We start from the raw sequence: 24512 nt of genomic DNA on the forward strand, positions 1-24512 counted from the left end.
CGCCTGCCCGCGCCGGTCGGCGCCGGTCGGACGAGGGCTCGCGCCGCCTGGGGCGGCGTCAGAAGGCGCTTCGGGCCTTGGCCAGTCCCTCCTCGGCCCGCAGGATGATCGCCTCGTCCACGCAAAAGGCCAGCCGGAAATAGCCCGGCAGGCCGAAGCCCCGGCCTGGGACGGCCAGCACCCGGTGCTCGGCGAGCTTGGATACAAAAGCCACCTCGTCGGGGATGGGCGAAACCGGGAAGAAATAAAACGCCCCCCGGGGCATAAAAAAATCGTAGCCGGTCCGGGACAGCACTCCGGCCATGGCGTCGCGCCGCCTGGCGTAGATCGAGGTGTCCACCTGGGCGTCCAGGGCCCCCAGCAGCACGGCCTGGCCGATGGCCGGGGCGTTGACGAAGCCCATGATCCGGTTGGCGAAGACCAGGCCGCCCACCAGCTTCTCCCTCTGCGGCATGTCCGGGGACACGGCCACGAAGCCCACCCGTTCCCCGGCCAGGGACAGGTTCTTGGAAAAGGAGCTGACCACCAGGGAATAGGGATAAACGGGCAGGATGGGAGGCACGGCGTGGCCGTCGAAGGTCAGGAAACGGTAGGGCTCGTCGGCCACCAGAAAGATGGGGCGTTCCCGGCCCTTGGACAGTTCGGTCAGGGCGGCGGCCAGGGCGGCGATGTCTTCGGCCGGATAGATCTGACCGGTGGGGTTGTTGGGGGAGTTTATGAGCACGGCCCGGGTCTTGTCCGTGACGGCGGCGGCGATGGCCGCCACGTCCAGGCCGAAATCCCCGGCCCGCGACGGCACGGGCCGAAGCACCCCGCCGGAATTGGCCACGTAAAAGCCGTATTCCACGAAATAGGGGCTGGGGCAGATGACCTCGTCGCCGGGTTCGAGCACGGCCCGGAAAAAGATGTTGAGCCCGCCCGCCGCGCCGCAGGTGACCACCAGATCATTGGGGGAGACATGCGTTTCCTGCTGGCGGCTGACGTATCCGGCCAGGGCCTCGCGCACGGCGGGATAGCCGGGATTGGGCATGTAGCCGAAGGCGAAGGGCCGGTCGGCGGCGGCCGCGATCTCGGCCAGCCGTTTGCCCACGGCGGCCGGGGGCGGCAGATCGGGGTTTCCCAGGGAGAAGTCGCACACCGCGTCCTCCCCGTACTTTTTTTTCAACTCAAGGCCCAATTCGAAAATTTTGCGAATCCAGGCCCCGCCCGCCAGATAGCCGTCCATCTCCCGAGTTAACAACCGCACAGCCCGCTCCTTTGTGTTGCAAAAATGCATCCAGTTTGCGCCATTTCCGTCACATACCACCAATCCGGCCCGCGCGAAAGACCCGAAAGGAAAATCCAGAAGTCCGGGAAGATGGCCCTGGATTGAAGCCAACATCTTGTTTTTATATGATTTTAAAAGTTGTTTTTCCGTCTCGCCAGGGGCGGACAAATAGGCTATGGTCTTGCGCCTTCGGTGAAAGGCGCGTTCCCTCACCCCACGTCAACCCCCATGGACTTCATGATTCCTCTGAGCAAACCGGAAATCCTGGCCCCGGCCGGCGACCCGTCCTCGTTTCTGGCCGCGTTGGCCGCTGGCGCCGACGCCGTCTACTGCGGACTCAAGCATTTTTCCGCGCGCATGTTGGCGCGCAACTTTTCCGTCGGCGAACTGGGCCGATTGGCCGATCTGGCCCGGCAGAAGGGGCGGCGCACCTATGTCGCCGTCAATGTCCTGGTCAAGCCCGACGAGATCGACAAGGCCGGGCGCATGGTCAAGCGCCTCGTCGACCAGGTGTCCCCCGAGGGGCTCATCCTCCAGGATCCGGGCATGGCCGCCATCGCCCGGCAGGCCGGGTATACGGGCGAGCTGCACCTGTCCACCCTGGCCAACATGAGCCAGCCGTCGGGCATGGCCACGGCCGCCGCCCTGGGCTTTACCCGCGTGGTCGTGCCGCGCGAACTGTCCGTGGACGAGATCCGGGCCATGGCCGACGCCGCAAACCCCGGCCAGACCATTGAGGTCTTCGTGCACGGGGCGCTGTGCCACAACGTGTCGGGGCGTTGCTGGTGGAGCAGCTTTTTTGGCGGCAAAAGCGGGCTTCGCGGCCGTTGCGTGCAGCCGTGCCGCCGCATGTACGAGCACCGGGGCCAGCAGGGCCGCCTGTTCTCCTGTCTGGACTTAAGCCTGGACGTTCTGGCCAAGACCCTGCTCAGCATCCCGAGCCTGGCGGCCTGGAAGATCGAGGGGCGCAAAAAAGGCCCACACTACGTGTTCCATACCGTGGCCGCCTATAAACTGTTGCGCGACGAGCCCGACGATCCGGCCTCCAAGAAGGCCGCCCTGGACTATCTGGAGCAGGCCTTGGGCCGCCCGGGCACCAACTACGGCTTTTTGCCCCAGCGCCCCAAAAATCCCGTGGACCACAGCGGCCGCACCGGCTCCGGGCTGGCCGCCGGGAAGCTCTCGCGCAGCGAACAGGGCGGCGGGTTCCATCTTTCGGCCCGCATCCCGCTCATGGCCGGGGATTTGCTTCGGGTGGGGTTTGAGGACGAGGCCGGGCATCAAATCATCCGCATCAGCCGCGCCGTGCCCAAGGGCGGCCGCTATTCCCTGCGCTTCGAGCCCGGGCAGCGTCCCGAATCCGGGTCGCCGGTGTTCCTCATCGACCGCCGGGCCCCGGCCTTGGCCCGCATCCTGGAGAACATGGAGGCCGAACTTGCGGTCATCCCCGAACGCGAGGCCGCGCCCGTCGAGGTGAACATCAAGCTGCCCAAGCCCTATCGACCGGCCCGGCGGGTCGCGCCTGCCGCCGTGAGCGTGTGGCGGCATCCGGACCTGTCCAAGGAAAAGGGAGTGTTCGGGGTATGGGTATCCCTGTCCCGGGCCCACAATCTGCCGCTTGGCCGGGCCAAGTCCGTATGGTGGTGGCTGCCGCCGGTGATCTGGCCCAACGAGGAGAGCGAATTCGCCGGGCTGGTGGAGCTTTTGTTGTCGCGTGGGGCCGGACGTTTCGTCTTGAACGCCCCCTGGCAGCGCGGGCTTTTCCCCGCCGATTCCAAGGCCGTGCTGTGGGCCGGGCCGTTTTGCAACATCGCCAACCCCATGGCCCTGGCCGCCCTCAAATCCCTGGGCTTTTCCGGGGCCGTCATTTCGCCCGAGCTGTCCGGGGCGGACGTCCTGGCCCTGCCGGGGCAAAGTCCCCTGCCGCTTGGGCTGGTGGTGGACGGGGCCTGGCCGCTGGGCATCTCCCGGACCATCTCCCCGGAGATTCGAACCTGCATGCCGCTGGCCAGTCCCAAGGGCGAGGTGTGCTGGGCCGTGCGCTACGACCAGAACTATTTCATCTATCCCAACTGGCGCGTGGACCTCTTCGATCATCGCGATGAGTTGATCCGGGCCGGGTTCGAGCTGTTCGTGTCGCTTCGTGAACCGCTGCCCCGGGAGGTGCCCGCCCGGGAGCGGCAGGGCCTGTTCAACTGGGACGCGGGGCTTTTGTAACCCCCTTTGCGGAGGTCCGGCGTGAACAGGGACAAAAAGCTGGTGGTGGCCATGGTCGGCCTGCCCGCCATGGGCAAGTCCACCGTGGCGCTCAAGCTCAAGGAGAACCTGGACAAGGAGGATGTGCGGGTCGCCGTGTTCAATAACGGCGATGTACGCCGCCGCATGCTGCCCGGCAACACCGCCCACGCCGGGTTCTACAACCCCGAAAACGCCGAAACCGCGTCCCTGCGCGAACACATCGCCGCCACCAACATGGCCGAGGCCCGGGCTTTTTTGAGCGCCGGGGGCCAGATCGCCATTCTGGACGCCACCAACGTCTCCCCCAAGCGGCGCGAGACCATCCGGGCCACCTTTCCGGACATGCCCATCCTTTTCATCGAATGCCGCAACGACGATCCGGCCTTGCTCGATCTCAGCATCGACCGCAAGATTCGCGGCCAGGAATTCGCCCATCTGCCCGAGAACGAGGCCAAAAAAAGCTTTCGGGAGCGCATCGGCTACTATCGCCACATCCTGCGTTCCCTGACCCCCGAGGACGGCAACGGGGTCATCCTGGATTCCCTGAACAACCGCATTCTGCTGGAGCGGGCCGATTCGCTCTTGCCGTATTACGCCCGCATCCGGGATCTTCTGGTCTCGGACTGGATCAAGAACCTGTTTTTGGCCCGGCACGGCCAGTCTGAGGACAATCTGGCCGGCCGCATCGGCGGCGACACGGATCTGACCGAGACCGGCCGGTCCCAGGCCTGGGCCTTGTCGCGGCATTTCATCGGCACCCCGATCCCGTATGTCTTCACCAGCACCAAGCGCCGCACCCAGGAGATGGCCGAGCCCCTGGTCACGGCCCGGCAGTACTGCTCGGTCTTTGCCTTTACGGAATTCGACGAGATCGACGCCGGGGAGTGCGAGGGCATGACCCCGGCCGAGATCAAGGAGCGCCGTCCGGAGGTTTACGCCGCCCGCAGCCTGGACAAGTACCGCTACACCTATCCTGGCGGCGAAAGCTACGAGATCCTGGCCGAGCGCGTGGAGCGCGGCCTCAAGAAGGCCTTTTTTTTGAGCGGCAACGCGGAAAACATCCTCATCGTGGGACATCAGGCCGTCAACCGGGTGATCTTGTCCCATTTTCTCTTCCGACGGGCCGAGGACGTGCCCTACATCTACATCCCCCAGGACCGCTACTTCCACATCGTGTCCACGCATACCAAGAAGCTGTTTGAACTGAAGAAGTTCTAGCCGGGTATCCGCCGCATCGGCGAATGCCCATGACCCGGGCTGCGGCGGCCGCCGGGCCGCCGTCCTGTCCCTGCAACGCGGCCCGTGCCGCGCTTCCCCGACCCCTGCGGCAGGCTATGCCGCCGCGGCCTTGTGATCCGCTCTCCGGATATGGTAGTTCGGACGCCTAGCGGCGCTGTCCCTGCCGAAGCCGTCTTGCGCCCACGCCAGGTGTCCGCCGCTTTGCGGCGGCGATCCCCAGGTCATCGCACAAGGAGCACCTATGCAGACAGTCCGGGACGTGACTTTTGATTTGCTTCGCCGTCTGGGAGTGACGACCATCGTGGGCAACCCGGGTTCGACGGAAGAGGCCTTCCTTGCCGACTTCCCGAGTGATTTTCAATACATACTTGCGCTTCACGAATCGTGCGTGGTGGGCGTCGCCGAAGGGCTGTCCCAAGGCCTGCGCGCCCCCGTGGTAGTCAACGTGCACACCAACGCCGGGCTGGGCAACGCCATGGGCAACCTCATCACCGCCGCCCTGGGCAAGACGCCGCTGATCGTCACCGCCGGACAGCAGACCCGGGCCATGCTGCTCGGCGAGCCGTTTTTGGCCAACACGGACGCCGAGGCCCTGCCCAAACCCTGGGTCAAGTGGAGCTATGAGCCGCGCCGCGCCAAAGACGTGCCTGCGGCGTTCATGCGGGCCTATGCCATGGCCGTGCAACCGCCCGCCGGGCCGGTGTTTTTGTCCCTGCCCATGGACGACTGGGATGAGCCCATGGACGCTGTCGACGTGTTTCGCACTGTCTCCATGCGTCAGGCCCCGGACCCGGAGCGACTGGCCCTGTGCGTGGACCTGATCGGGGGCAGCCGCAACCCGGTGCTGGTCTACGGCGGCGACGTGGCCCGGTGCGGGGCCTGGGAAGAGGGCGTGGCCCTGGCGGAGAGGCTTGGGGCCCCGGTCTGGCTGGCCCCCCTGCCGGAGCGGGTTTCCTTTCCCCAGAACCATCCGCTCTACGCCGGGGTTTTGCCCCCGGCCATCGCGCCGCTTGGCGCGGCCCTGGCCGGGCACGATCTCGTGGTGGTCATCGGCGCCCCGGTCTTTCGCTATTATCCCTTTGTCCCGGGAAAATGCCTGCCTGACGGGGCCCGGCTCCTCCACATCACCGACGACCCGGCCGAGGCGGCCCGGGCCGTGGTCGGCGACAGCCTGCTTGGCGACGCCAAGCTGGTTCTGGCCGCCCTGGCGAGGCATGTTTCGGCCCGCCCGGCCCGCGTCTCCAACCCGTCCCGTCCGTCCCGCCTGGCCCAGGCGGCCCCGGTCGTCCCCGGCGGCCCCGCCCCGGAATCCGCCGCTGATGACGCCGCCCCCCTCCCGGCCATGACGGCGCAGCAGGTCTTCGCGGCCATGTCCGAGGCCGCCCCGGACGCATGCGTGATCGCCTTCGAGGCCCCGTCCTTCATGGCGGCCTTCAGCCAGTCGCCAATAGGGCGTATGGCCCGTCCGGACAGTTATTACATGACGGCCTCGGGGGGGCTTGGCTGGGCCATGCCCGCCGCTGTGGGCCACGCCCTGGCCGAGAGGCGCACCGGCCGCAACCGTCCGGTCGTCGTCATCATCGGCGACGGTTCGTTCCAGTACGCGGTGCAGTCGATATGGACGGCCGTGCAGCACCGGCTCCATGTGACCTTTGTCGCGCTCAAAAACGGCTGCTACGGCATCCTGAAATCGTTCGCCGCCCAGATGGGGCTTTCAGGCGTTCCCGGCCTGGACATCCCGGGCATCGACATCGCCGCGTTGGGGAAGGGCTATGGGGCGGATGCACACCGCTGCGAAACGGCGGATCAGGTCAGGGACCGCTTCGCCGCAGCCATGACCGCCGGAGGCGTCACGGTCATCGAGGCGGTCATCGGCTAACGGCCGCGCAAACCGGGCGTGCCCATCGTTAAAGCGTGGGCCATGGATTTTCGTTCCGGGAGGCGGCAGCGCGAGGCATGGCTGCCGCCCTACGGCGAACTGACCCCGGGCCGGGCGCGTATCCGGACAATGGCTGACGCCTCCGGACCCGCCCCTCCGGGATGCCGACCGAAGCCTATTCGCCCAGAAGCAGCAGGGTGTTCGTCCCCTGCGCGCCGGTCGAACCGCCGAGCAGCGCGCCGGGGATGTACAGCCGGGGCTTGGTCTCTCCCGTGCCGCAACCGGTGGTCATGGTCACGCCACCGGCCAGAACCCGGCTCAGTATGGTGGAGACGGAATCGTTCGGGCGGTTCTGGCGCAGGATGGCCCAGGCCCCGGCCACGTGCGGCGTGGCCATGGAGGTGCCGTTCCAGGATTCGTAGCTGGTGTCCGAGCCCCCGGTGGAGGAATAGATGCCGGTGCCCGGGGCGAAGAGGGTCTGCAGGGTGGCGTGCCAGTTGTTGAAGTAGCTTTCCAGGTCGTCGGAGGTGGACGAACCCACGGCGATGGAGGTGGAGATGCAGGCCGGGATGCCGATGTAGCCGCAATATTCATCGTTGCCGGTGGCGATGGTGGTGGCGATGTTGACCGAACGCAGGAGGTCGATGGCGGCCTTGCGGGAGTCGCTGTCGCAAGCTGAGGAGTATTCGCCGCTGCCCAGACTCATGCTGGCGGCCGCGATGCTGTAGGAGTTGCGCAGGGAGTAGACGTAGTTGAGGGCCGCCAGTTGGTCGCTGGGGTAGGAGCCGAGCGAAGTGGCTCCGGTGATGGAGAAGACCTGGATGGCGATGAGGTTGGAGTCCTTGGCCACCCCGGCCACGCTGCCGTCGGCCTTTTTTCCGGTGGCGATGCCGGCGCAGTGGGTGCCGTGGTCATAGCTCTGGTAGGTGCTGGCGTAGTGGGCGGCGCTGCCGGTGCCGAAGGCCGAACTCGTGTTGCCGGGGCAGTTGTTGGCTACAGAATAGCAGGCCTCGACGATGGTCTTGCCGGAAAAGAATTCGTGGGTGCGCCGGATGCCGGTGTCCAGGATGGCCACGTACCAGCCCGCGCCGGTGTAGCCCTGGGTCCAGGCGACGTCGGCCCCGACCTTGGGCGGCCCCCAGTTGAGGTTGGCGGCCTTTGCGGACGGGGCGGCGGGCGGCGCGGCCTGGCTTGAGTCGTCCTTCGTGTTGCCGCCCTTCGTCTTGCCGCTCCCGGCCCCGCCGTTGTCGGGTACGGGGACGGGCACGGGAATGGGGGCGTCGATCTCGATGGAGGTGACCCTGGGGTCCGCCTGCAGGGCCTCCAGGGCCTTTTGGGTGACGGAAATGGCCACGAACGGGAAGGCCGAATAGGTGCGGGTGACGGTATAGCTCTGGGCCGGGAGCGACGACAGCACCCCGTCCGTTCCCTGGGCGATGGCCGCCGCGAGGGCGGCGTCGGCGGTGTCGGCGGCGGCCTGTCGACCGGTCTTGGCCTCGCCCGGGGCGACGACCTTGAATTGGGCTGCGGACGCGGCCAGATCGGCATATTTGGCCACGGTGACCCCCACGATGACCCGGGCCTTGCCGTCGGCGCTCAGGGCCTGAGCCGGGACGTCTGTGAAGCGCAGGCTTTTGTCGCCGGCCGAGGCGGCGCCGGACGCGCCAAGCAGGAGGAGGGAAAGCACAAGCACAAGTGCGATATGATGTTGTCTTTTCATGGCTTTTTCCCGGTGGGAGGTATGGAGGATTCGCGAGCCGATTTACATTGAATATGCACTATGCGGGTAGGCGAGTCAATATTGAACGTTTATTTTGCGCCACATGCGCCGGACGCCGTCGTATCCTGCAAAAAAATGCAACAGAAAGGCGAAGGGACGTATGATTTCAAGATGATGGATGGAGGTCGGGCATCGTCATGCAGGATTGCGGGAAAACGGCGGGCCGCGACGGTGCGCAGTGCATGCTGGCTGGAATTGCCGTAGCACGGGGCGGCGGGAGGGCGTGACCGCTGACGTAATATGGCCGCCGCCATGGCCGGGCCGGAAGTAATGATCCTGGTGGCCCGTTCCGGTTCCCGACCCGCCCGTTATTCCATTTCCAGATAGTCCGACAGGATCATCTTCGGCCCGAATCCGGGAAAATTCACGCGGCATTTGCCGCCCTCCAGGCGGGCGATGATCTTGCCGCGTCCGAAGACCTTGTGGCGGCAATAGCCCAGCAGCGAAGGGTCGGTCCTGGGGGGTGCGGGCTCGCAGGCCGTGATGGGGCCGGACGGCGGGGCGGCTGCCGATCCGGACAGGGGGCGCGGCGGGGCGAAGTCCGGGCTGTCGGATTGCGGGACGGGGCGGCCGGACAGGGATTCGCGCACCATGGTGCACAGCGAGGCGGGCAGTTCGCGCACGAAAAGGCTCGGCTGCACCGGCGAGCAGACCCCGGCCTGGCGGTTGTACAGGGTCTCGGGCACAAAAAGCCCCAGATAGTCCCTGGCCCGGGTGCAGGCCACATAGAGCAGGCGGCGCTCCTCCTCCAGATCCTCGTCCCGGGTCAGGGCGTGGCGCGAGGGGAAGCGCTCGTCCACCAGATCAAGGAGCAGGACCGCCGACCATTCCAGCCCCTTGGAGGAATGCACCGTGGACAGGACCAGATGGTCTTCCCTGGCCTTGCGCTTGTCCTCGTCCGGGGATTCCAGGGTCATGTCCGCCAGAAGGGCGTCGAGGCTGGAATAGCCCGAGGCGATCTGCTGCAACTGTTCAAGCCCGGTCAGGCGGCGCGGGTAGTCGTCGGGATACTTCTCCATGAGGTGCGGGGCGTGGTGGGCGATGGCCCGCTCCAGGATGGGGCCGGGATGGGGCGGCATGGCCCGCAGCGAATCCAGGAAGGCGAAGAGTTCGGCCAGTTGGGGATGCTTTTTCGCGGCCTTGTCGATGGCCGCCTGATCGCCCAGGCGCACGGCCTCCATGAGCCTGAGGGCGGTCTTTGGGCCGATTTTGGGCACAAACGACAGGCAGCGGGTCCAGGCCGCCGGGTCCAGGGGGTTGGCCACCACCCTCGGATAGGCCAGCACGTCTTTGATGTGCGCGGCCTCGGAAAACTTGATGCCGCCGTATTTCTGGAAGGGGATGTTCGCTTTCCCCAGTTCCACCTCCAGGGCATAGGACTGGTATCCGGCCCGAAACAGCACCGCGATCTCGTGCAGGGGCCATTTTCGGGCCAGCTCCCGAATCTTCACGACCGCCATCCTGGCCTGGGTGATGTCCGAGAAGGGCCGCAGCAGTTCGGGTTTGGGGCCGTCCGTGCGGGTGGAGAAGAGCGTCTTGTCGTATTTCTCGCCCGCGTTTTGCAGGATGGCGTTGGTGAGCTCCAAAATGGGCTGGGTGGAGCGGTAGTTTTGTTCGAGCTTGATGACCGCCGTGCCCGGGAAGATGCGCGGGAAGGCCAGGATGTTGTCCACCGTGGCCCCCCGGAAGGCGTAGATGGACTGGGCGTCGTCGCCAACAGCCATGACGTTGCCCGTGTGCGGGGCCAAAAGGGTGATCAGCCGGGCCTGGACCCGGTTGGTGTCCTGGTATTCGTCCACCATGATGTGGGTGAACCGTCGGCGGTAGAACTCCCGCACGTCCTCGTGCTCGACCAGCAGGCGCTCCAGAAGAAACAGCAGGTCGTCGTAGTCCATCAGGTGATGCGCGGCCTTGGCCGCGGCATAGCCGTCGGCCATGCGTTCCAGGTCGTCGGCATGGGGCAGGAGGTGGAAGGACTCCCGGGAAATGATGTCCGCCACCCGGCATTCCTTGTTGCGGGACTTGCCGATGAGTTCCGCCACATGGGATTTCTTCGGGAAGCTCTTGTCGCCCTTGCCAAGCCCCAGGTCGTCCTTGACCCGGCCGATGAGTTCGTCGGCGTCGGCCCGGTCGATGACCGTGAACCCCTGGGGAAAGCCCAGGGTCTGATGGTGGCGGCGCAGGGCGGCGTAGGCGAAGGCGTGGAAGGTGCCGCCGCAGACCCCGGGCAGGATGTCGCCGCCGTGCCCAAGGAGCATGGCCGCCCGGGAGAGCATTTCCTGCGAGGCTTTGCGGGTGAAGGTCAAAAGCAGGATGGAAGCCGGGTCCACGCCCTGCTGCACCAGCCGGGCCAGCCGGTAGACGATGGTCCGGGTCTTGCCGGACCCGGCCCCGGCGATGACCAGAAGCGGGCCGCCAGCGGCCGTGACGGCCTGATATTGGGCGGGATTTAAGTCGTTTTCAAAGTCCATGCCGGGGTGTCGTCCGTTGGCGTGACGCCGAAAAAGTTCAGAATCTCCCGGCCCGTGTCGCGCAGTCGCGCGGGGGTGGCGCCGGTGGAATCGTAAAAGAAGCCGCCGTGGGCGGCGTGGCAGCCGAAACGCCCAAAGCGTCCGAAAAGTGCGGTGCGGTCGAACTTGCCCGTCAGGCTATAGCCCGGCCGGGCCACGCACACCAGGTCCGGGGCCCGGCGCAGCATGGGGCCGTTATAGATGTCCTCGGCCCGGTGCACGGCCTCCATGACCGGTTGGCCCTCGAAGGTCAGCTCCATGAGCTCGCGGCGCAGGCGTTCGCGCAGGTCGCGTGCGGCGTGTTCGTGCAGGATGCCTCGGGCGAAGCGTTCCTTGGCGTGCAGGTAGATGCGGCCCGGGTCCAGGGCGAAGGCCGCGCTGCCGTGGGCCACCATGCGGCTGTCCCATTCGTGGGCCGGATGGTCCTTGAGGGATAAAAGTCCCTGCTGCGTGAGCCAGACGTTGAGGTCGATCTCGGTGCGAAGCGCCGCGAAGCCGTGGTCGGCCAGGACCATGAGCCGCTTGGGTCCGGGCAGGGCGTCGTACAGCTCCAGGTATTTGCCGATGAGCCGGTCCCAGCGCACGAGAAGCTCCACAAACGGCTCGAACAGCGGATGCCCCGGGTCGGCCAGGGCCGGGTAGAAAAAGTGCAGGATGCGGTCGGTCTCGGTCAAAACGAAAACGAAGAGATCGAAGTCGTGTCCGGAGAAAAGCAGATCCAGGGCGGTCTCGCGGCTTTTGAGGGTGAGGGCGAGCTGGGCCATGAGGTAGTCGGGATCGGCCGCGCCCCGGGTGGTGTCGGCCTCGATCAGGTAGCCGGTCTTGGCGAGCAGTTCGGCCAGTTCCGGCGGATAGGCGGCCCGGGACAAAAACGGGGCCACGAATCCGGCCACCAGGGCTCCGCGTAAAGGCCGGGCCGGATAGGCGGCCGGGAGGTTGATGACCTTGGAGACCAGTCCGCGCCCGCCCAGGCGGTCGAAGATGGTGGGGCAGGCCACGGCTGTGGCGTCGACCATGGACAGGGCGTAGCTGGCCGGATCGATCTCGGTGAAGGCGAAGATGCCGTGTTCGCCCGGCCCGGCGGCGGTGGCGAACGAGGTCCAGTTGACCGGGGAGAGTTCGGGCAGCTCGGCGTCGATGTCGCGGGCGTTGTGGCTCTGGCACAGGGACGCCAGATTGGGGAGCCTGCCTGTGGCGGCCAGATCCCTGGCCAGGGCCAGGGGCAGCCCGTCGAGCCCGAGAACCAGGAAACGGGGTCGGGTGCGCATGGGGCCGGTCTATAGCAAAGGCGGCCCGGAAAGGCCATGGGGCGGCGGGGCGTGCCGGAAGCCCGGGCCGGAGTGAGGTGGCCGGAAGCCCGGGCCGGGGTGACGTTGCCGGGCACCTGGGCCGGGGGAAGGCCGTAGTGCTTGAAATCGGCCGGTGGCCTCCCCTGATCCCGGCAGCCAGCGTAAGTGGCGGGTCCATGCCGCCGATTTCCTGCCGCCGATTGTCCGCCGCGTATGGCGCACCCCGGCCGGGGCCGTTTCCGGCGTTGACGAAGGCTTGGGCGAGCGGCTAGAAGTGTCGCCGGGCCCGGATGGCGGAACTGGTAGACGCCAGGGACTTAAAATCCCTTGTCCTTCGGGGCGTGCCGGTTCGATTCCGGCTCCGGGCACCAATAATTTCAGCGGGCTACAGAAAACACTGTGGCCCCTTTTTGTTTTATATCGAATCACAGCCCCACTCTGGCCCCACTCTCATTTTCGCTTATTGGTCTGCATCGTTTTGTGCGGACGCGCAAGCGGCCGCGACCGATGAGGGGGATCACTCTGCCCGCTCCCCCTCCCCCCTCTTCCATCATCGTCATTCCAGTCGTCATACAGTCTGCCTCGGGCGTGTCGCGGCCGCTTTGTTCGTGGGTCCTTCCTGACCTCAGATCATCAGGGGGCAAAAACACGCCGAGCGGTCGCGGATCGCAAGGTCGAGGAGGTCGCAAAGGACGGAGGCGGAGGGGGCGTTCCCTCCCGGGCGAAATCGCCTGCCGTCTTGCCGGGACATCCCGCCTTCTCCACCCCCGTGGCCCGGCGAAGCCTGTTGTCCCCGAATTCCGCTACAAAAAATCATGGGAATCATTGACAGACCTCCCTGTTTGTCTCGTGCTATCAATCAAAATGACGGTGTACGGGTACAATGGGAAAGTGGTCTTCCTACGAAAGCTTAGGGTTCGCATGCCGCTGCGTAATCGCTTGGGGACAGCCATATGCGGACGCAGAATAAATTATGGAGACGTTATGATGCATAAAATTCTTGCAATATCTGTGGCCATTGTCTTCAGCCTGTGGACGACGACGGTTTTTGCGGTGCAGGAATTGGTGTTTTCACGGCTTTCTCCAGTGAACACCGCTCAATTCAGGTACGCTTCTGGAACTCCTAAATGCGCCGTGTTTAAAAGCGACGGCACGGTATATATTCTCAATGTGACGTATAATGAGATTGAAAAGCGTGACAGCGCGGGGAACTGGACGACCATCGCCGGGCCTGCCGATACTGTCGGCGTACTGGCGAACCCAATCGCCGTTGATGATAGCGGGACAATTTATTCAGCAGACGGCACGAACAACTGCATATTGGTCGGAGATGGAGCCGGAAACTGGACGACCCTGGGCTCAGTCGGCTCCGGAGACGGCCAGTTTTCGTTCCCCACCTGCGTCGCCGTGGACAGCGCAGGGCAGCTCTACGTGGCCGACACCGGCAACCACCGCATTCAGGTCCGCGACACCTCAGGCGCATGGACGTCGTACGGCTCAAACGGCACTGGAGCAGGCCAATTTTCGTTCCCAATGGGCGTCTTTGCAGACGCATCTGGCAACATCTACGTGGCAGATTCAAGCAACAACCGTATCCAGGTCAGAGACAGCTCTGGAACATGGACGCCATATGGATCATACGGCACGGGGATTGGAGAGTTCATCTCGCCGAAAAGCATTGAGACGGACGGATCAGGAAACATCTACGTGTCGGATAACTCCAACGACCGCATCCAGGTTCGCGACACCTCCGGCAACTGGACGGCCACCGCCCTCGACAGCTTCACCAATCTTAACAGCGTGGCCCTGGACAGCTCCGGCAATATCTACGCCGTCGGCGAAAGCGTCTTCATCGGGACAATGGCCACCGTGGGCGTTTGGCCGATATTCTGGGGCGCCGCCAGCAGTGCGGCGGGCTATTTCCGCAATCCCGGCGGCCTGGCTGCGGACACATCGGGTAATATCTACCTCGCCGACGAGGGAAATGACCGCATCCAGATTCGCGATGCAAGCGGCGTCTGGACGTCCATCGGTTCCGAAGGCTCCGGCCTCGGGCAATTCTTTACCCCGTCAGGCGTTGCCGTGGATGCCGCCGGGAATATCTATGTCGCCGATACGGGCAACAACCGCATTCAGATGCGCGACACGTCCGGAATCTGGTCGAGCATAGGCGAAGGGGGGAGTAATGTCGGAGAATTCTTCATGCCAAGCGGCATCGCCACGGACGCATCCGGCAACATTTATGTCGTCGACATGGGCAACAACCGCATTCAGATCCGCAGCACCTCCGGCGTCTGGACGGCCATCGACACCCCAGGCGCCGATCTCGGGGCGTTCTCCATGCCGATCAGCGTGGCTGTCGACATCTTCGGCAAGCTCTACGTCGCCGACATGGGAAATAATCGCATCCTGATCCGCAATGCAGGCGGGAACTGGACCGCGACCGGTACGACCGGCGTTGATCCTGGCCAATTCGTGTCTCCCTGCGGCGTGGGCGTGGACAGCTACGGCAATCTCTTTGTCGCCGACACTGGAAACAACCGCATCCAGGTCCGAGGCGCCGCATCCGGAACGTGGACGCGTTACGGCGGAGGTGCGACCGGCAGCGAAGAAGGGAGAGATGACGGGCAATTCAACTCACCTTTCGGAGTGGCCGTGAGCAAGTCTGGCATGCTTTATGTGGCGGATATGGACAACAATCGCATCGAGGCGGCTACGATCATGGCCACGACGGTTACGCCAGCTCCCGCTCTGCTCCTGCTGATGGAATAGGGGCCAGTACAGAGGACGAATGCAGGAGATTGCGGCCGCGCGGGTGACCAGGTCGCAGAATCCATAATACTACTGGGTAAATCCCCGGCTTTGCCCGGGGGCGCCTAACGTCTGACAGTTCCGGGAAGAATCGAAAACCTTCGCAGCTTGAACCGCTCAAAGCTCAAGCTGGCGGAGGCTCTCGGTGAACGAGTACGAAAGCCTAGGCCACTCCGTATGGGACTGCATGTAGAGGAGGCCCTGGATAGTTGGACAGTTTTTTCGGCGAGGTCCGGTCCCACCGTCAAGCAAGCCGCGCACTCCGGAAAAGGCGGAGCTGCTCCGCACGTGCCGCTTTGCCCTTTTCTTTCGGCGCAACGTGAAGCAGGCAGTGATTGACGGGAAACCCATCCGTATCGTCACGCTCTGAAGGACCGCCATGTCGAAAGAGACGCTTCGGGAGTTGTCCGAGAAAAAGGACGCATGCCGTCGAAAAAGAGACATGGAAGCATGATACGCCGAACCTAGCCTGAGACATGCTGCTCCAGCCAGGCGGGCGGAACCGCGCTTCCCCTCCATGCGAAAGACCAGGTTTTCATCTGGCGCACATTCCCCACCAGTGCTGGACGGAAACAGGCCAAGCACACGCCCCCTGGCATCCGGACACTCGGATAAACGATCCCCAGAGAACCAGCCGCCAGCAGTTCGGCCGCCAGCCCCTGGGAGGCGTAGTAGCTCCCCGGGTCCAGACAGTCAGCAAAATGCCTGTCCCCCCGGATGTCATGGAACTCCGCATCGAAGTTCGCCAAATAATCGTCATAGGCGACGTTATCTTCCTTCTCCCAGCCGATTTCCAGATACTGTCGGCTTTTGTGGAAGGCCACTTCCGCTTGGCTGGTTTTCAGTTCAAAGCCTGCATACCATGCGCCGCGATCCGGGCGGTTGAACCTCCCGCCCTCGGGCGAGGCGTGACAGAATGAGGCGTTGATGACTGACGCGTGGGGGATGCCGTTGACAAGCTCGTCTCGGCCGATTCCCGGCAAGAGGTCCAACTCTCCAAACAAACGGTCGTTTGTCGCGCCGTCTATCGTGAAAATATCCTCAAGGTGGGCGGCATCATCGGCAATGCGCATGAGAACGCCGGGCCCGGAATGTTTTGAGGGGATGAGGCGGTGCGTGTGCTGGACTCGCAGGGAAGCGCGACCGGGGAGCGTCACGCCAGCCCTCCGCGCCGGGCGTCAAGCAACCGGCGCACGGTTTGGAATGCGGGCAGGCCGCCCCGGATCATGTAGTCGAGCGGGGTCGCCCCCCGAATATCCGGTTCTGATTCGGCAGCCGCATCCAGGCGTCGGCCAGTTCTTCACCGAAAAGGATGTTCAGGGCTTTGAATATCCCCACCAGAAAGGACACGCGGTGAAGCTCGTCCTGGTCGAGCACGGCAGACCCGGGGGCCTTTTTCATGTCATAATAGCGGCCGTTGGAGACGCCGCCCAACAGAGCCTTGGCGTCCGCGTCGCGGATGCCCCACTTGGCCATGATGTTGAAAAAGCCCTTCACGGCGGCCGGGCTCAGGCGGTCACGGTCGGCCTTCACAGACAGGTCGGCGATGGGCGACGCCGCATACCGAGAAACGGGCGCTTGGTTTTGGCAGGTGGCGGGCATGGCGTACACTCTTTTTTAGGATAAGATAAGCTCCAATTTAGGAGTAGGCAAGTCGTTTCTCGGCAAATCGGGGTATGCACCCTCACTCATATATTCCTCTTGAATCCCCCTTGACATTCCCCATGAACGTATTTATCCAGACCTATTCGTTTCACCAAACCGAGCATGCTATTTTTTGGATCTTGGGCTTCATCTGTTCAGCTCCAAGCGATGCGAAAAAAGAGTGCCGAAAAAAAATGGAGCTAAAGCCCATGTCTAAGAAACTCTATGTCGGAAATCTTTCCTTTAATTCCACCGAAGACGACATCCGTACCAAGTTCTCCACCTTTGGCGAAGTCATCAGCGTCAGCCTCATCAGCGACCGGGAAACCGGCCGTCTGCGCGGCTTCGGTTTTGTCGAGATGGACGACGAAGGCGCCCGTGCCGCTATCCAGGGCATGGACGGCAAGGAGTTCGGCGGCCGCAATCTGAAGGTGAACGAGGCCGAAGAGAAGCCCCGCTCCGGTGGCGGCGGCAGAGGGAGAGAGCGCTGGTAGGCTCGAGAATCACTCCGAGCGTATCCCGTGAAATGCCAAGGGCCAGGACATATGTCCTGGCCCTTTTTCGTTGATGCTCCCGGCAGGGCGCGTCCCCCTGTACTCCTGCCGTCCTGGCCTGTTTTTTCCCGTGGTCCCGCGCGGAACTGAAAAATATGCCCCGGCCGCCGCCCTGGCGTGGTCGCGCGCCGCCGCCCTGCGTCGGTCGTGAGCGTCAGCCGGGAGCGTTCCCCCGGCGGTACATCCGGCAGGCGCCGCGTGGTTACTCAGCCACCAGCACGAAGGAGCCGGTCCGGCCGTCGGGGTTCATGGCGATCCTGGAGACGAAGACGTCTTTCTGTTCGACCTCCCCGGAGGGCAGGATGCGGATTTCGCCCAGCGGCGTCAGGAACGGGCCGCTGCGCAGGGCGGCGTTGACCGCCTGGCGCAGGGCGGAAAGCTCGAATTCCCCGGCCTTTTTTCCGGATTCCTTCTCCACCCGGGCCACGGCCTCGGCGATGACCTGGACCGCCGTATAGGCCTGGGCCGAGAACTGGCCCGGGGTCTTGTGATATGCCGCCTGAAAGTCGCGGACGAAGCCCTGGTTGGCCGGGTTTGCGGCCACGGCGTCGGGACTGTAGGCCTGGGCCACCAGGATGCCGTCGCATTGCGCCCCGCACACCGGAAAGATGTTGGTGGAATTGAGCCCGTTGCCGCCGACGATGAGCCCTGCATAGCCCTTTTGGCGCAATTGCCTGACGAGGGCGCCCGCATCGGCGGCCAGTCCGGAGATGATGGCCAGATCGGCCCTGGCCTCGAGCACGGCGGCAATCTGCGCGGTGAAATCCGTGTCCGTGGTCTGGAATTTTTTCACGGCCACGGTGGTCAGGCCCATATTTTTGACGGCCTCCTGGAAAGTGGCGGTCTCCGAGGCGCAATAGGCGTCGTTGTGGGCGAAAAGCACGGCCACCCGGGAGATGGCCGGGTTGAGGCGCAGGGCCTGCCTGACCGAATGGGGGGCCACCTGGGACATGGGCGCGGAGACGCGGCTCACGAAGGGCCCGATATCGGGAATCCCCGCCGCCGTGTTGGAGGGGGCCACGACCGGGGTCTTGGCCTGATCGGCCAGGGGATCGGCGGCAAAGGCCTGCTGGGACAGGGTGGGGCCGACGATGGCCACGACCTTGTCGGTTTCGAGCAGGGTGCGGAAGGCGTTGACGGCTCCGGCCTCGTCGCCGGCGGTATCCCGGAAGATCAGGGTGATTTTGGTCCCGTTCGCGCCCATGGCGGCGTTATGCCGCGCCTGGGCGATTTTCGCCCCGTCCATCTGCTCCAGGCCGAACAGGGCGGCGTTGCTGGTCTGGGCCACGGCCAGGCCGATGGGAACGGGCGTGGCCGCGTTTTCAGCCTTTGCCGGGACGGCGGCGGCCAGGGCCAGGGTCAGGCCCAGAGTCAGAACGGACACAAGACGCAGCATGTGATCTCCAGGGATGGGGCCGCAAGGAGAACGCGGCCGGATTGGCGGGAGGGCCGGTATGCCGCCCCCGCGCGCAGGGTGCGACGCCGTTTAAGCGTTTTCGCGATCTTTCGCGGAAGCCGGGAGCCGCTGCTCCATGGGCAGAAAATCGCGCTGTTTCGGGCCGGTGTAGATCTGGCGCGGCCGGTGCAGGCGGATGGCCGGATCGCGGTATTCCTCGAACCAGTGGGCGATCCAGCCGGGCATGCGGCCGATGGCGAACATCACCGGGAACATGTTCACGGGGATGCCCAGGGCCCGCAAGATGATGCCCGAATAGAAATCCACGTTGGGGTACAGCCGCCGTTCCTGGAAGTAGTCGTCGGCCAGGGCCGCGTCCTCCAGTTCCTGGGCGATGTCCAGCAGCGGATCGGTGATGCCGGTGCTCATGAGCAGGTTGTGGGCGGCCTTTTTGAGCACCCGGGCCCGGGGATCGAAGTTGCGGTAGACCCGGTGCCCGAACCCCATGAGTCGGCATTCTTTCTTTTTCACCCGCTCCAGGAAATCCGAAACCCCGTATTGGCCCTGGCGGATGTTGTCGAGCATCTCGATGACCGCCGCGTTGGCCCCGCCGTGCAGTCGTCCCCACAGGGCGCAGATGCCCGACGACACCGAAGCGAAGAGGTTGGCCTGGGTGGACCCCACCATGCGCACCGTGGAGCAGGAGCAGTTCTGCTCGTGGTCGGCGTGGACGATCAGGAACAGGGACAGGGCGCTGACCGCCTGGGGCAGGGGCTCGAAGGGCCGGTTGGGCATGGAGAACATCATGTGCAGGAAGTTGCGGCAGTAGCTTAAGTCCGGGTTGGGGTACATGAACGGCAGACCCCGGGACTTGCGATAGCTGAAGGCCGCAATGGTGCGCACCTTGCTCACCAGTTTGGCCGCGGCCAGCCGGAATTCGTGCAGGTTCAGGATCTCCAGGAGTTCCGGATGGTAGCTGCCCAGGGAGTTGATGACCGCCGAGAGGATGGCCATGGGCTCGCCGTTGGGCGGAAAGCCGTCGAAGTGGTGCAGAAGATCCTCGTGCAAAAGCTCATGCTCGGACAAAAGCGCCCGGAAGGCCGTGCGCTCCTCGGTGGTGGGCAGTTCCCCGAAGATGAGCAGCATGGCGGTCTCGATAAACGAGCTTTTTTCGGCCAACTGTTCGATGGGATAGCCCCGGTGGCGCAGGATGCCGCGTTCCCCGTCCACGAAGGTGATGGAGCTTTTACAGGAACCGGTGTTGGCGTACCCGGGGTCGTAGGCCACGTATCCGGTGAGCCGACGCAGATCGGTGACGTCAATGCCGATTTCGCCCTCGCTGCCCACATGCACGGGCAATTCGAAGGATCTGCCCCCGATGGTCAGGGTTGCGGTCTTGGCCTGGCCCATGCGAACCTCCTGTGAAACGGCTGCCGGTCGGCGACCGGCCCGGCATCGGGCCGATCCGCTCCATGCGCCGGAATTCCCCGCCGGGGAGTGCAAAAAATAACGGCGTGCAACAAAATGCCCTTGAAAAAAAGGGTGGCGTTTTTCAAGGGGCGCTTCAGGCGCGTGACGGACAAAAGGCCGGAAAACCCTAAAGCTTCAGGCCTGAAGGAAACCATATCCAATTTCCTCCCGACTGTCTTCCCCTTGGGACGGCGGCTTTGCCTCGCGGCGCAATCCGGCTGGAAGGGTGCGCCGTTTACTTCCGGCGGGCATTGTTTTATTTCATGGCACGGGATACTGGCATGCGCTCATGCATCGGCCGCTTACGGCCGCTTTGCCTGCCCCTCCCGTCCGGATTCGACTGTGGCGCCAGGTGTTGCAGTTGTGCAGCCGCATGTCGGCAAGCCCGCAGACCCACGAAATGTCCAAGGACGACACATGGCCCGGGATCGTGAACATGCCCCTGTGACCCCCCTTCCGGGGATTTTTCCCCGTGCCGTCGGCCAGGCGATCCTGGTTTCGTGGCTGGGGCTGTGCCCGGGAGGGACGCCGACCGTCTGGGCCGCCGCCGTAACCGCCATCCCGGACATGGCGGCGGATATGGTCAAGGGCGACCCCCAGCCCGCAGCTCCGGCGGACAGGCCCCGGCCCGAGCCTGCGGGGGGCAACGGCAGCGGGACGGTCCCGCCGATCGGCGACGACATGTCCGTGATCATGGACTTCGACAATGTGGACATCCGGGTGTTCATCAAATTCATCAGCGATCTGACGGGAAAGAATTTTGTGGTGGGCGACGACGTGCGGGGCAACGTGACCGTCATCTCCCCCAAGAGCATGGGCCCGGACGAGGCCTTTGCCGTCTTCGAGTCGGTCCTTGAGGTCAACGGCTTCACCATCGTGCCGTCCGGCGGCGTGCTCAAGGTGGTGTCCTCCAAGTCCGGCCGGACCATGAACACGGCCCAGCCCCGGGGGGCGGCCGTGAACAGCGACCGTCTGGTCACCCAGATCCTGACGCTCAAATACGTCCAGGCCGCAGAGATCAAGCCCGTTTTGGCCCCAATGGTCTCGCCGGACGGCCTTTTGGCCGAATACCAGTCCACGGACACCCTGATCCTCATTGATTACGCCGCCAACGTCCGTCGCCTGCAAGACATTGTGGCCCAGATGGACGTCCCCCACGCCAGGGTCACGGTGTTTCCCCTGCGCCATGCCTCGGCGGCCAAGCTGGCCGAACGCCTGGGCAAACTGTGGGCCAGCCGCGGGGGAGGAAAGGAAGGCGGCGGCCGAGGCCCCTCCGTGGTGCCGGACGAACGCAGCAATAGCATCGCCGTCATGGCCGGGCCGGAAGAAACCGCACAGATCGCCAGGGTCATCCGCGAACTCGACGAGCCCCAGCGCCGCGATCAGGGCAACGTCAAGGTCTACGCCCTGCAAAACGCCAATGCCGAGGAACTGGCCAAGGTTCTAAACGAACTGGCCGGACGGGTAACGGCCAGTTCGGAAAAGTCCGAGGACGGGTCGCAAAAGGCCCGGGCCACGGCCGAGGGCGTGCGCATCGTGCCCGACAAGGGCACCAACAGCATCCTGGTCACAGCCTCTCCCGAGGACATTGTCTTTTTCGACGATCTTATCGCCAAGCTCGACGTGCCCCGGCAACAGGTGTTCGTGGAGGCGGTGATCATGGAGGTGTCCACGGATCGGACCTTAAGCTACGGCGTGAACTGGGCCGCCGCCGGAAAGGTCAACGTGGGCGACAGCTCGGATGGCGGACTCGTGGTTGGGGGATACCAGCCCGACGGGGCCATCGATTCCTTCGTGGACGACGCCCTGACCCTGCCCACCGGCTTTTCCGTGGGCATGGTCACCTTCCCGGTCACCATCGGCGACGTGACCTATTCCAATATCCAGGCCCTGATCACGGCCTCCAAGGTGGACAACAAGGTCAACATCATCGCCACCCCCCAGCTCATGACCCTGGACAACGAGGAGGCCACCATCGTGGTGGCCGAGAACCGTCCCTTCCTGACCTCCACCCAGACCGGAACCAATGAGCTGGACCGAACCGTCCAGCAGTTCGAATACAAGGATGTGGGCACCACTCTGAAGGTCACCCCCCAGATCAACAAGGGCGAGACCGTGCGCCTGAAGATCAAGCAGGAAACCAGCCGGGTGGACGCCCAGGAGACGGCCGAGACCGGCGTGCTCCAGCCGACCACCCGCAAACGCTCCACGGAGACCACGGTCCTGGTCAAAAACACCCAGACCATCGTCATCTCCGGGCTGATCGGCGAAAAGGCCTCGGACGGGGAGAACAAGGTGCCTGTCCTGGGGGACATCCCGGTCCTGGGCTGGCTTTTCAAGCGCAAATCCACGGCCTCGGAAAAAACCAATCTTTTGGTGTTCATCACCCCGCGCATCTCCTCGGCGGCAGGCGCGATCAACGCCCTGTACCGGGAAAAAAGCGAGCAAATGGAGCAGACCGTTAGGGAGTTCAACGAAGACGTCGGCAAAAAGCCCCCGGCGGACGCCCCGAAGGCCACTCCTCCCGGTCGCAAGGCCTTTGACAACGAAATCGACCCGATCCAGAAACCGCTCATGTCCTATGGGCCGGCCCTGGACAATTGACGCCCGGGATTTTTCCCGCCATGTCCATACCGTCGCCGCCCCCACCTCCCACGCCCTTAGCCGATCAGGCGGAATTGGCTGTGCCGGGCGACGCCCCGGCCGAAAGCCCCGGCTTCTGGGACGGCGTGCTGTGCGCCGCCGGGCTTGCGGAGGCGGACGCCCGCCAGGCCCTTGCCGCCTGGGGAGAGGCGCCCGGAGACGATTCCCCTGCCGCCGCCTGCGTCGCCAAGGGGCTTGTGGACGAAGAGGAACTGCTTTCGGCCCTGGCGGCCGTTGCCGGGCTCGACGTCTGGCTGCGCATCCCGGCCGAGGCCCTGGACCCGGAACTGGTGCGCGGGTTGCCTATCGCCTATCTCAAGCGCAATCTGGCCCTGCCCCTGCGGCAGGGGGAGCAGGGGACGGTCCTGGCCATGTTCGATCCCACCCGGGTGGAGGCGGCCGACGAGATCCGGCGTGTTCTGGGGCTTGCCCGGCTGCCGGTGGCCCTGGCCCCCCAGGCGGAGATCCTGACCGCCATCGGCCGCACCTACGGCCAGGCCGACGAGTCGTCGGACACCATCATCCGCGACGTGGACCAGGGGCTTGCCGAACGGTTTTTTGCGGGCATTGAGGACGTTCCGGGAGGGGATCTGCTGGAGGAGACCAGCGAGGCCCCCATCATCAAGCTGGTGAACATGATCATCGCCAAGGCGGTGAAGAGCCGGGCCAGCGACATCCACGTAGAGCCCTATTCCGACGAGCTCAAGGTCCGCTACCGCCTCGACGGCGTGCTGCACAACGTCCACTCCCTGCCGCGCAGGCTTCACGCCGCCGTGCTTTCGCGCATCAAGGTCATGGCCCGCCTGGACATTGCGGAAAAGCGCCTGCCCCAGGACGGGCGCATGGAGATCAAATTGGGCGACCGCTCGGTGGACATCCGCGTCTCGCTGATCCCCACCTCGGACGGCGAGCGGGCGGTACTGCGGCTTTTGGAGAAGCAGTCGCGGGTGCTGGGGCTTGAGGATCTGGGCTTCGGCCCGGCGGCTCTGGCCGACATGCGGCGTCTGGTCTCTTTCTCCCACGGCATGATCCTTCTGACCGGCCCCACGGGCAGCGGCAAGACCACCACCCTGTATGCGGCCTTAAATTCCATCAATTCCCCGGACAAAAACATCCTGACCATCGAAGATCCTGTGGAATACCGCCTGCCCGGGGTGGGGCAGATGCAGGTCAACCCCAAGATCGACCTGGATTTCGCCGCAGGCCTGCGTTCCCTGGTGCGCCAGGATCCGGACGTGATCATGATCGGGGAGGTGCGTGACCGGGAGACGGCGGATATCGCCGTGCAGGCGTCCCTGACCGGACACCTGGTCTTTTCCACGCTGCATACCAACGACGCCCCCACGGGCGTGGCCAGGCTTTTGGACATGGGCGTGGAGTCGTTTCGGCTGGCGTCCTGCCTGCGGGCCATCATCGCCCAACGCCTGGTGCGCGTGCTGTGCCCGGAGTGCAAGTCGGCCCGCAATCCCAGCGACGAGGAACTGGCCGAGATGCGTCTGGCCCGGGAGCAGGCCCCGGGGACCATCTGCTCCCCCGTGGGCTGCGAACTCTGTCTGGGGACGGGCTATCGGGGCCGCACGGCCATCCACGAGATCCTGCTGTTAAGCGAGGCCGTGCAGGAGCTGATCCTGACGACCTCCGACGCCAACCGGCTGCGGCATCTGGCCGTGACCGAGGGAATGACCACCCTGCGCGAGGCGGGCATCGCCAAGGTGCTGGCCGGGATCACCACCCTGGCCGAGGTGCGCCGGGCCACCCTGGTGTGACCGAAGCCGCGGCGCGGGGCCAGAAG

15 protein-coding genes and 1 tRNA gene are annotated in these 24512 nt (G+C 64.7%); 8 read left to right on the top strand and 8 right to left on the bottom strand.

The features are described from left to right. Window positions 1–58: 58 nt before the first annotated feature. Window positions 59–1246 carry a pyridoxal phosphate-dependent aminotransferase gene (locus GD606_RS18445; protein ID WP_163302728.1) on the bottom strand — a complete coding sequence of 396 codons (1188 nt, stop codon included), beginning with the start codon at window positions 1244–1246 and terminating at the stop codon, window positions 59–61. 258 nt (window positions 1247–1504) lie between these two features. Here GD606_RS18445 and GD606_RS18450 point away from each other — a divergent pair, with 258 nt between their 5' ends. The 3 genes from GD606_RS18450 (at window position 1505) to mdlC (ending at window position 6623) form a co-directional block, all read left to right on the top strand. Further along, window positions 1505–3484, top strand: a complete 1980-nt coding sequence (locus GD606_RS18450) for a peptidase U32 family protein (RefSeq protein ID WP_163302729.1) — start codon at window positions 1505–1507, stop codon at window positions 3482–3484. 21 nt (window positions 3485–3505) lie between these two features. Further along, window positions 3506–4723 carry a bifunctional nucleoside/nucleotide kinase/histidine phosphatase family protein gene (locus tag GD606_RS18455; protein ID WP_163302730.1) on the top strand — a complete coding sequence of 406 codons (1218 nt, stop codon included), beginning with the start codon at window positions 3506–3508 and terminating at the stop codon, window positions 4721–4723. A gap of 262 nt (window positions 4724–4985) precedes the next feature. Then, on the top strand, window positions 4986–6623 hold the full coding sequence (mdlC, locus tag GD606_RS18460; protein ID WP_176629348.1) for a benzoylformate decarboxylase: 1638 nt from the start codon (window positions 4986–4988) through the stop codon (window positions 6621–6623). 175 nt (window positions 6624–6798) lie between these two features. Here mdlC and GD606_RS18465 read toward each other — a convergent pair whose 3' ends face one another. The 3 genes from GD606_RS18465 to GD606_RS18475 form a co-directional block, all read right to left on the bottom strand. Continuing rightward, window positions 6799–8343 carry a S8 family serine peptidase gene (locus GD606_RS18465; RefSeq protein WP_163302705.1) on the bottom strand — a complete coding sequence of 515 codons (1545 nt, stop codon included), beginning with the start codon at window positions 8341–8343 and terminating at the stop codon, window positions 6799–6801. Window positions 8344–8711: 368 nt separating this feature from the next. Then, window positions 8712–10874 (bottom strand): ATP-dependent helicase, encoded by a 2163-nt coding sequence (locus tag GD606_RS18470; RefSeq protein ID WP_163302704.1) that lies wholly within the window; start codon window positions 10872–10874, stop codon window positions 8712–8714. Continuing rightward, entirely contained in the window at window positions 10853–12181 is a 1329-nt protein-coding gene (locus GD606_RS18475) for an alkaline phosphatase family protein (RefSeq protein ID WP_163302703.1), read from the bottom strand. Before GD606_RS18475 ends, GD606_RS18470 begins: the two co-directional genes overlap by 22 nt. Before the next feature lie 305 nt (window positions 12182–12486). Between GD606_RS18475 and GD606_RS18480 the strand changes: the two genes are divergently transcribed. Beyond that, window positions 12487–12573 (top strand) — tRNA-Leu (locus tag GD606_RS18480). Between the two features lie 613 nt (window positions 12574–13186). After that, window positions 13187–14974: an NHL repeat-containing protein gene (locus GD606_RS18485; protein WP_163302702.1), complete on the top strand. Its 1788-nt coding sequence runs from the start codon at window positions 13187–13189 to the stop codon at window positions 14972–14974. A 503-nt stretch (window positions 14975–15477) separates the two neighbouring features. Here the strand turns inward: GD606_RS18485 and GD606_RS18490 are convergent. Together GD606_RS18490 and GD606_RS18495 are read right to left on the bottom strand one after the other, a co-directional pair. Then, a complete protein-coding gene (locus GD606_RS18490) occupies window positions 15478–16086 on the bottom strand; it encodes an RES family NAD+ phosphorylase (protein ID WP_170304577.1) in 609 nt (202 codons plus the stop codon). Between the two features lie 151 nt (window positions 16087–16237). Then, complete coding sequence (locus GD606_RS18495; protein ID WP_246298884.1) at window positions 16238–16615, bottom strand: antitoxin Xre-like helix-turn-helix domain-containing protein; 378 nt, start codon at window positions 16613–16615, stop codon at window positions 16238–16240. 251 nt (window positions 16616–16866) lie between these two features. Between GD606_RS18495 and GD606_RS18500 the strand changes: the two genes are divergently transcribed. Then, complete coding sequence (locus tag GD606_RS18500; protein WP_163302707.1) at window positions 16867–17151, top strand: RNA recognition motif domain-containing protein; 285 nt, start codon at window positions 16867–16869, stop codon at window positions 17149–17151. 262 nt (window positions 17152–17413) lie between these two features. Here GD606_RS18500 and GD606_RS18505 read toward each other — a convergent pair whose 3' ends face one another. Beyond that, window positions 17414–18607, bottom strand: a complete 1194-nt coding sequence (locus GD606_RS18505; protein WP_211922191.1) for an ABC transporter substrate-binding protein — start codon at window positions 18605–18607, stop codon at window positions 17414–17416. Window positions 18608–18697: 90 nt separating this feature from the next. Then, entirely contained in the window at window positions 18698–20017 is a 1320-nt protein-coding gene (locus GD606_RS18510) for a citrate synthase (RefSeq protein ID WP_163302699.1), read from the bottom strand. A gap of 477 nt (window positions 20018–20494) precedes the next feature. Between GD606_RS18510 and gspD the strand changes: the two genes are divergently transcribed. Both gspD and gspE read left to right on the top strand, forming a co-directional pair. Then, on the top strand, window positions 20495–22681 hold the full coding sequence (gspD, locus tag GD606_RS18515) for a type II secretion system secretin GspD (RefSeq protein WP_163302698.1): 2187 nt from the start codon (window positions 20495–20497) through the stop codon (window positions 22679–22681). A gap of 20 nt (window positions 22682–22701) precedes the next feature. Further along, window positions 22702–24486: a type II secretion system ATPase GspE gene (gene gspE, locus GD606_RS18520; RefSeq protein ID WP_163302697.1), complete on the top strand. Its 1785-nt coding sequence runs from the start codon at window positions 22702–22704 to the stop codon at window positions 24484–24486. The last annotated feature ends 26 nt before the right edge of the window (window positions 24487–24512 follow it).

It is taken from the genome of Desulfolutivibrio sulfodismutans DSM 3696, from assembly GCF_013376455.1.
GTDB lineage: Bacteria > Desulfobacterota > Desulfovibrionia > Desulfovibrionales > Desulfovibrionaceae > Desulfolutivibrio > Desulfolutivibrio sulfodismutans.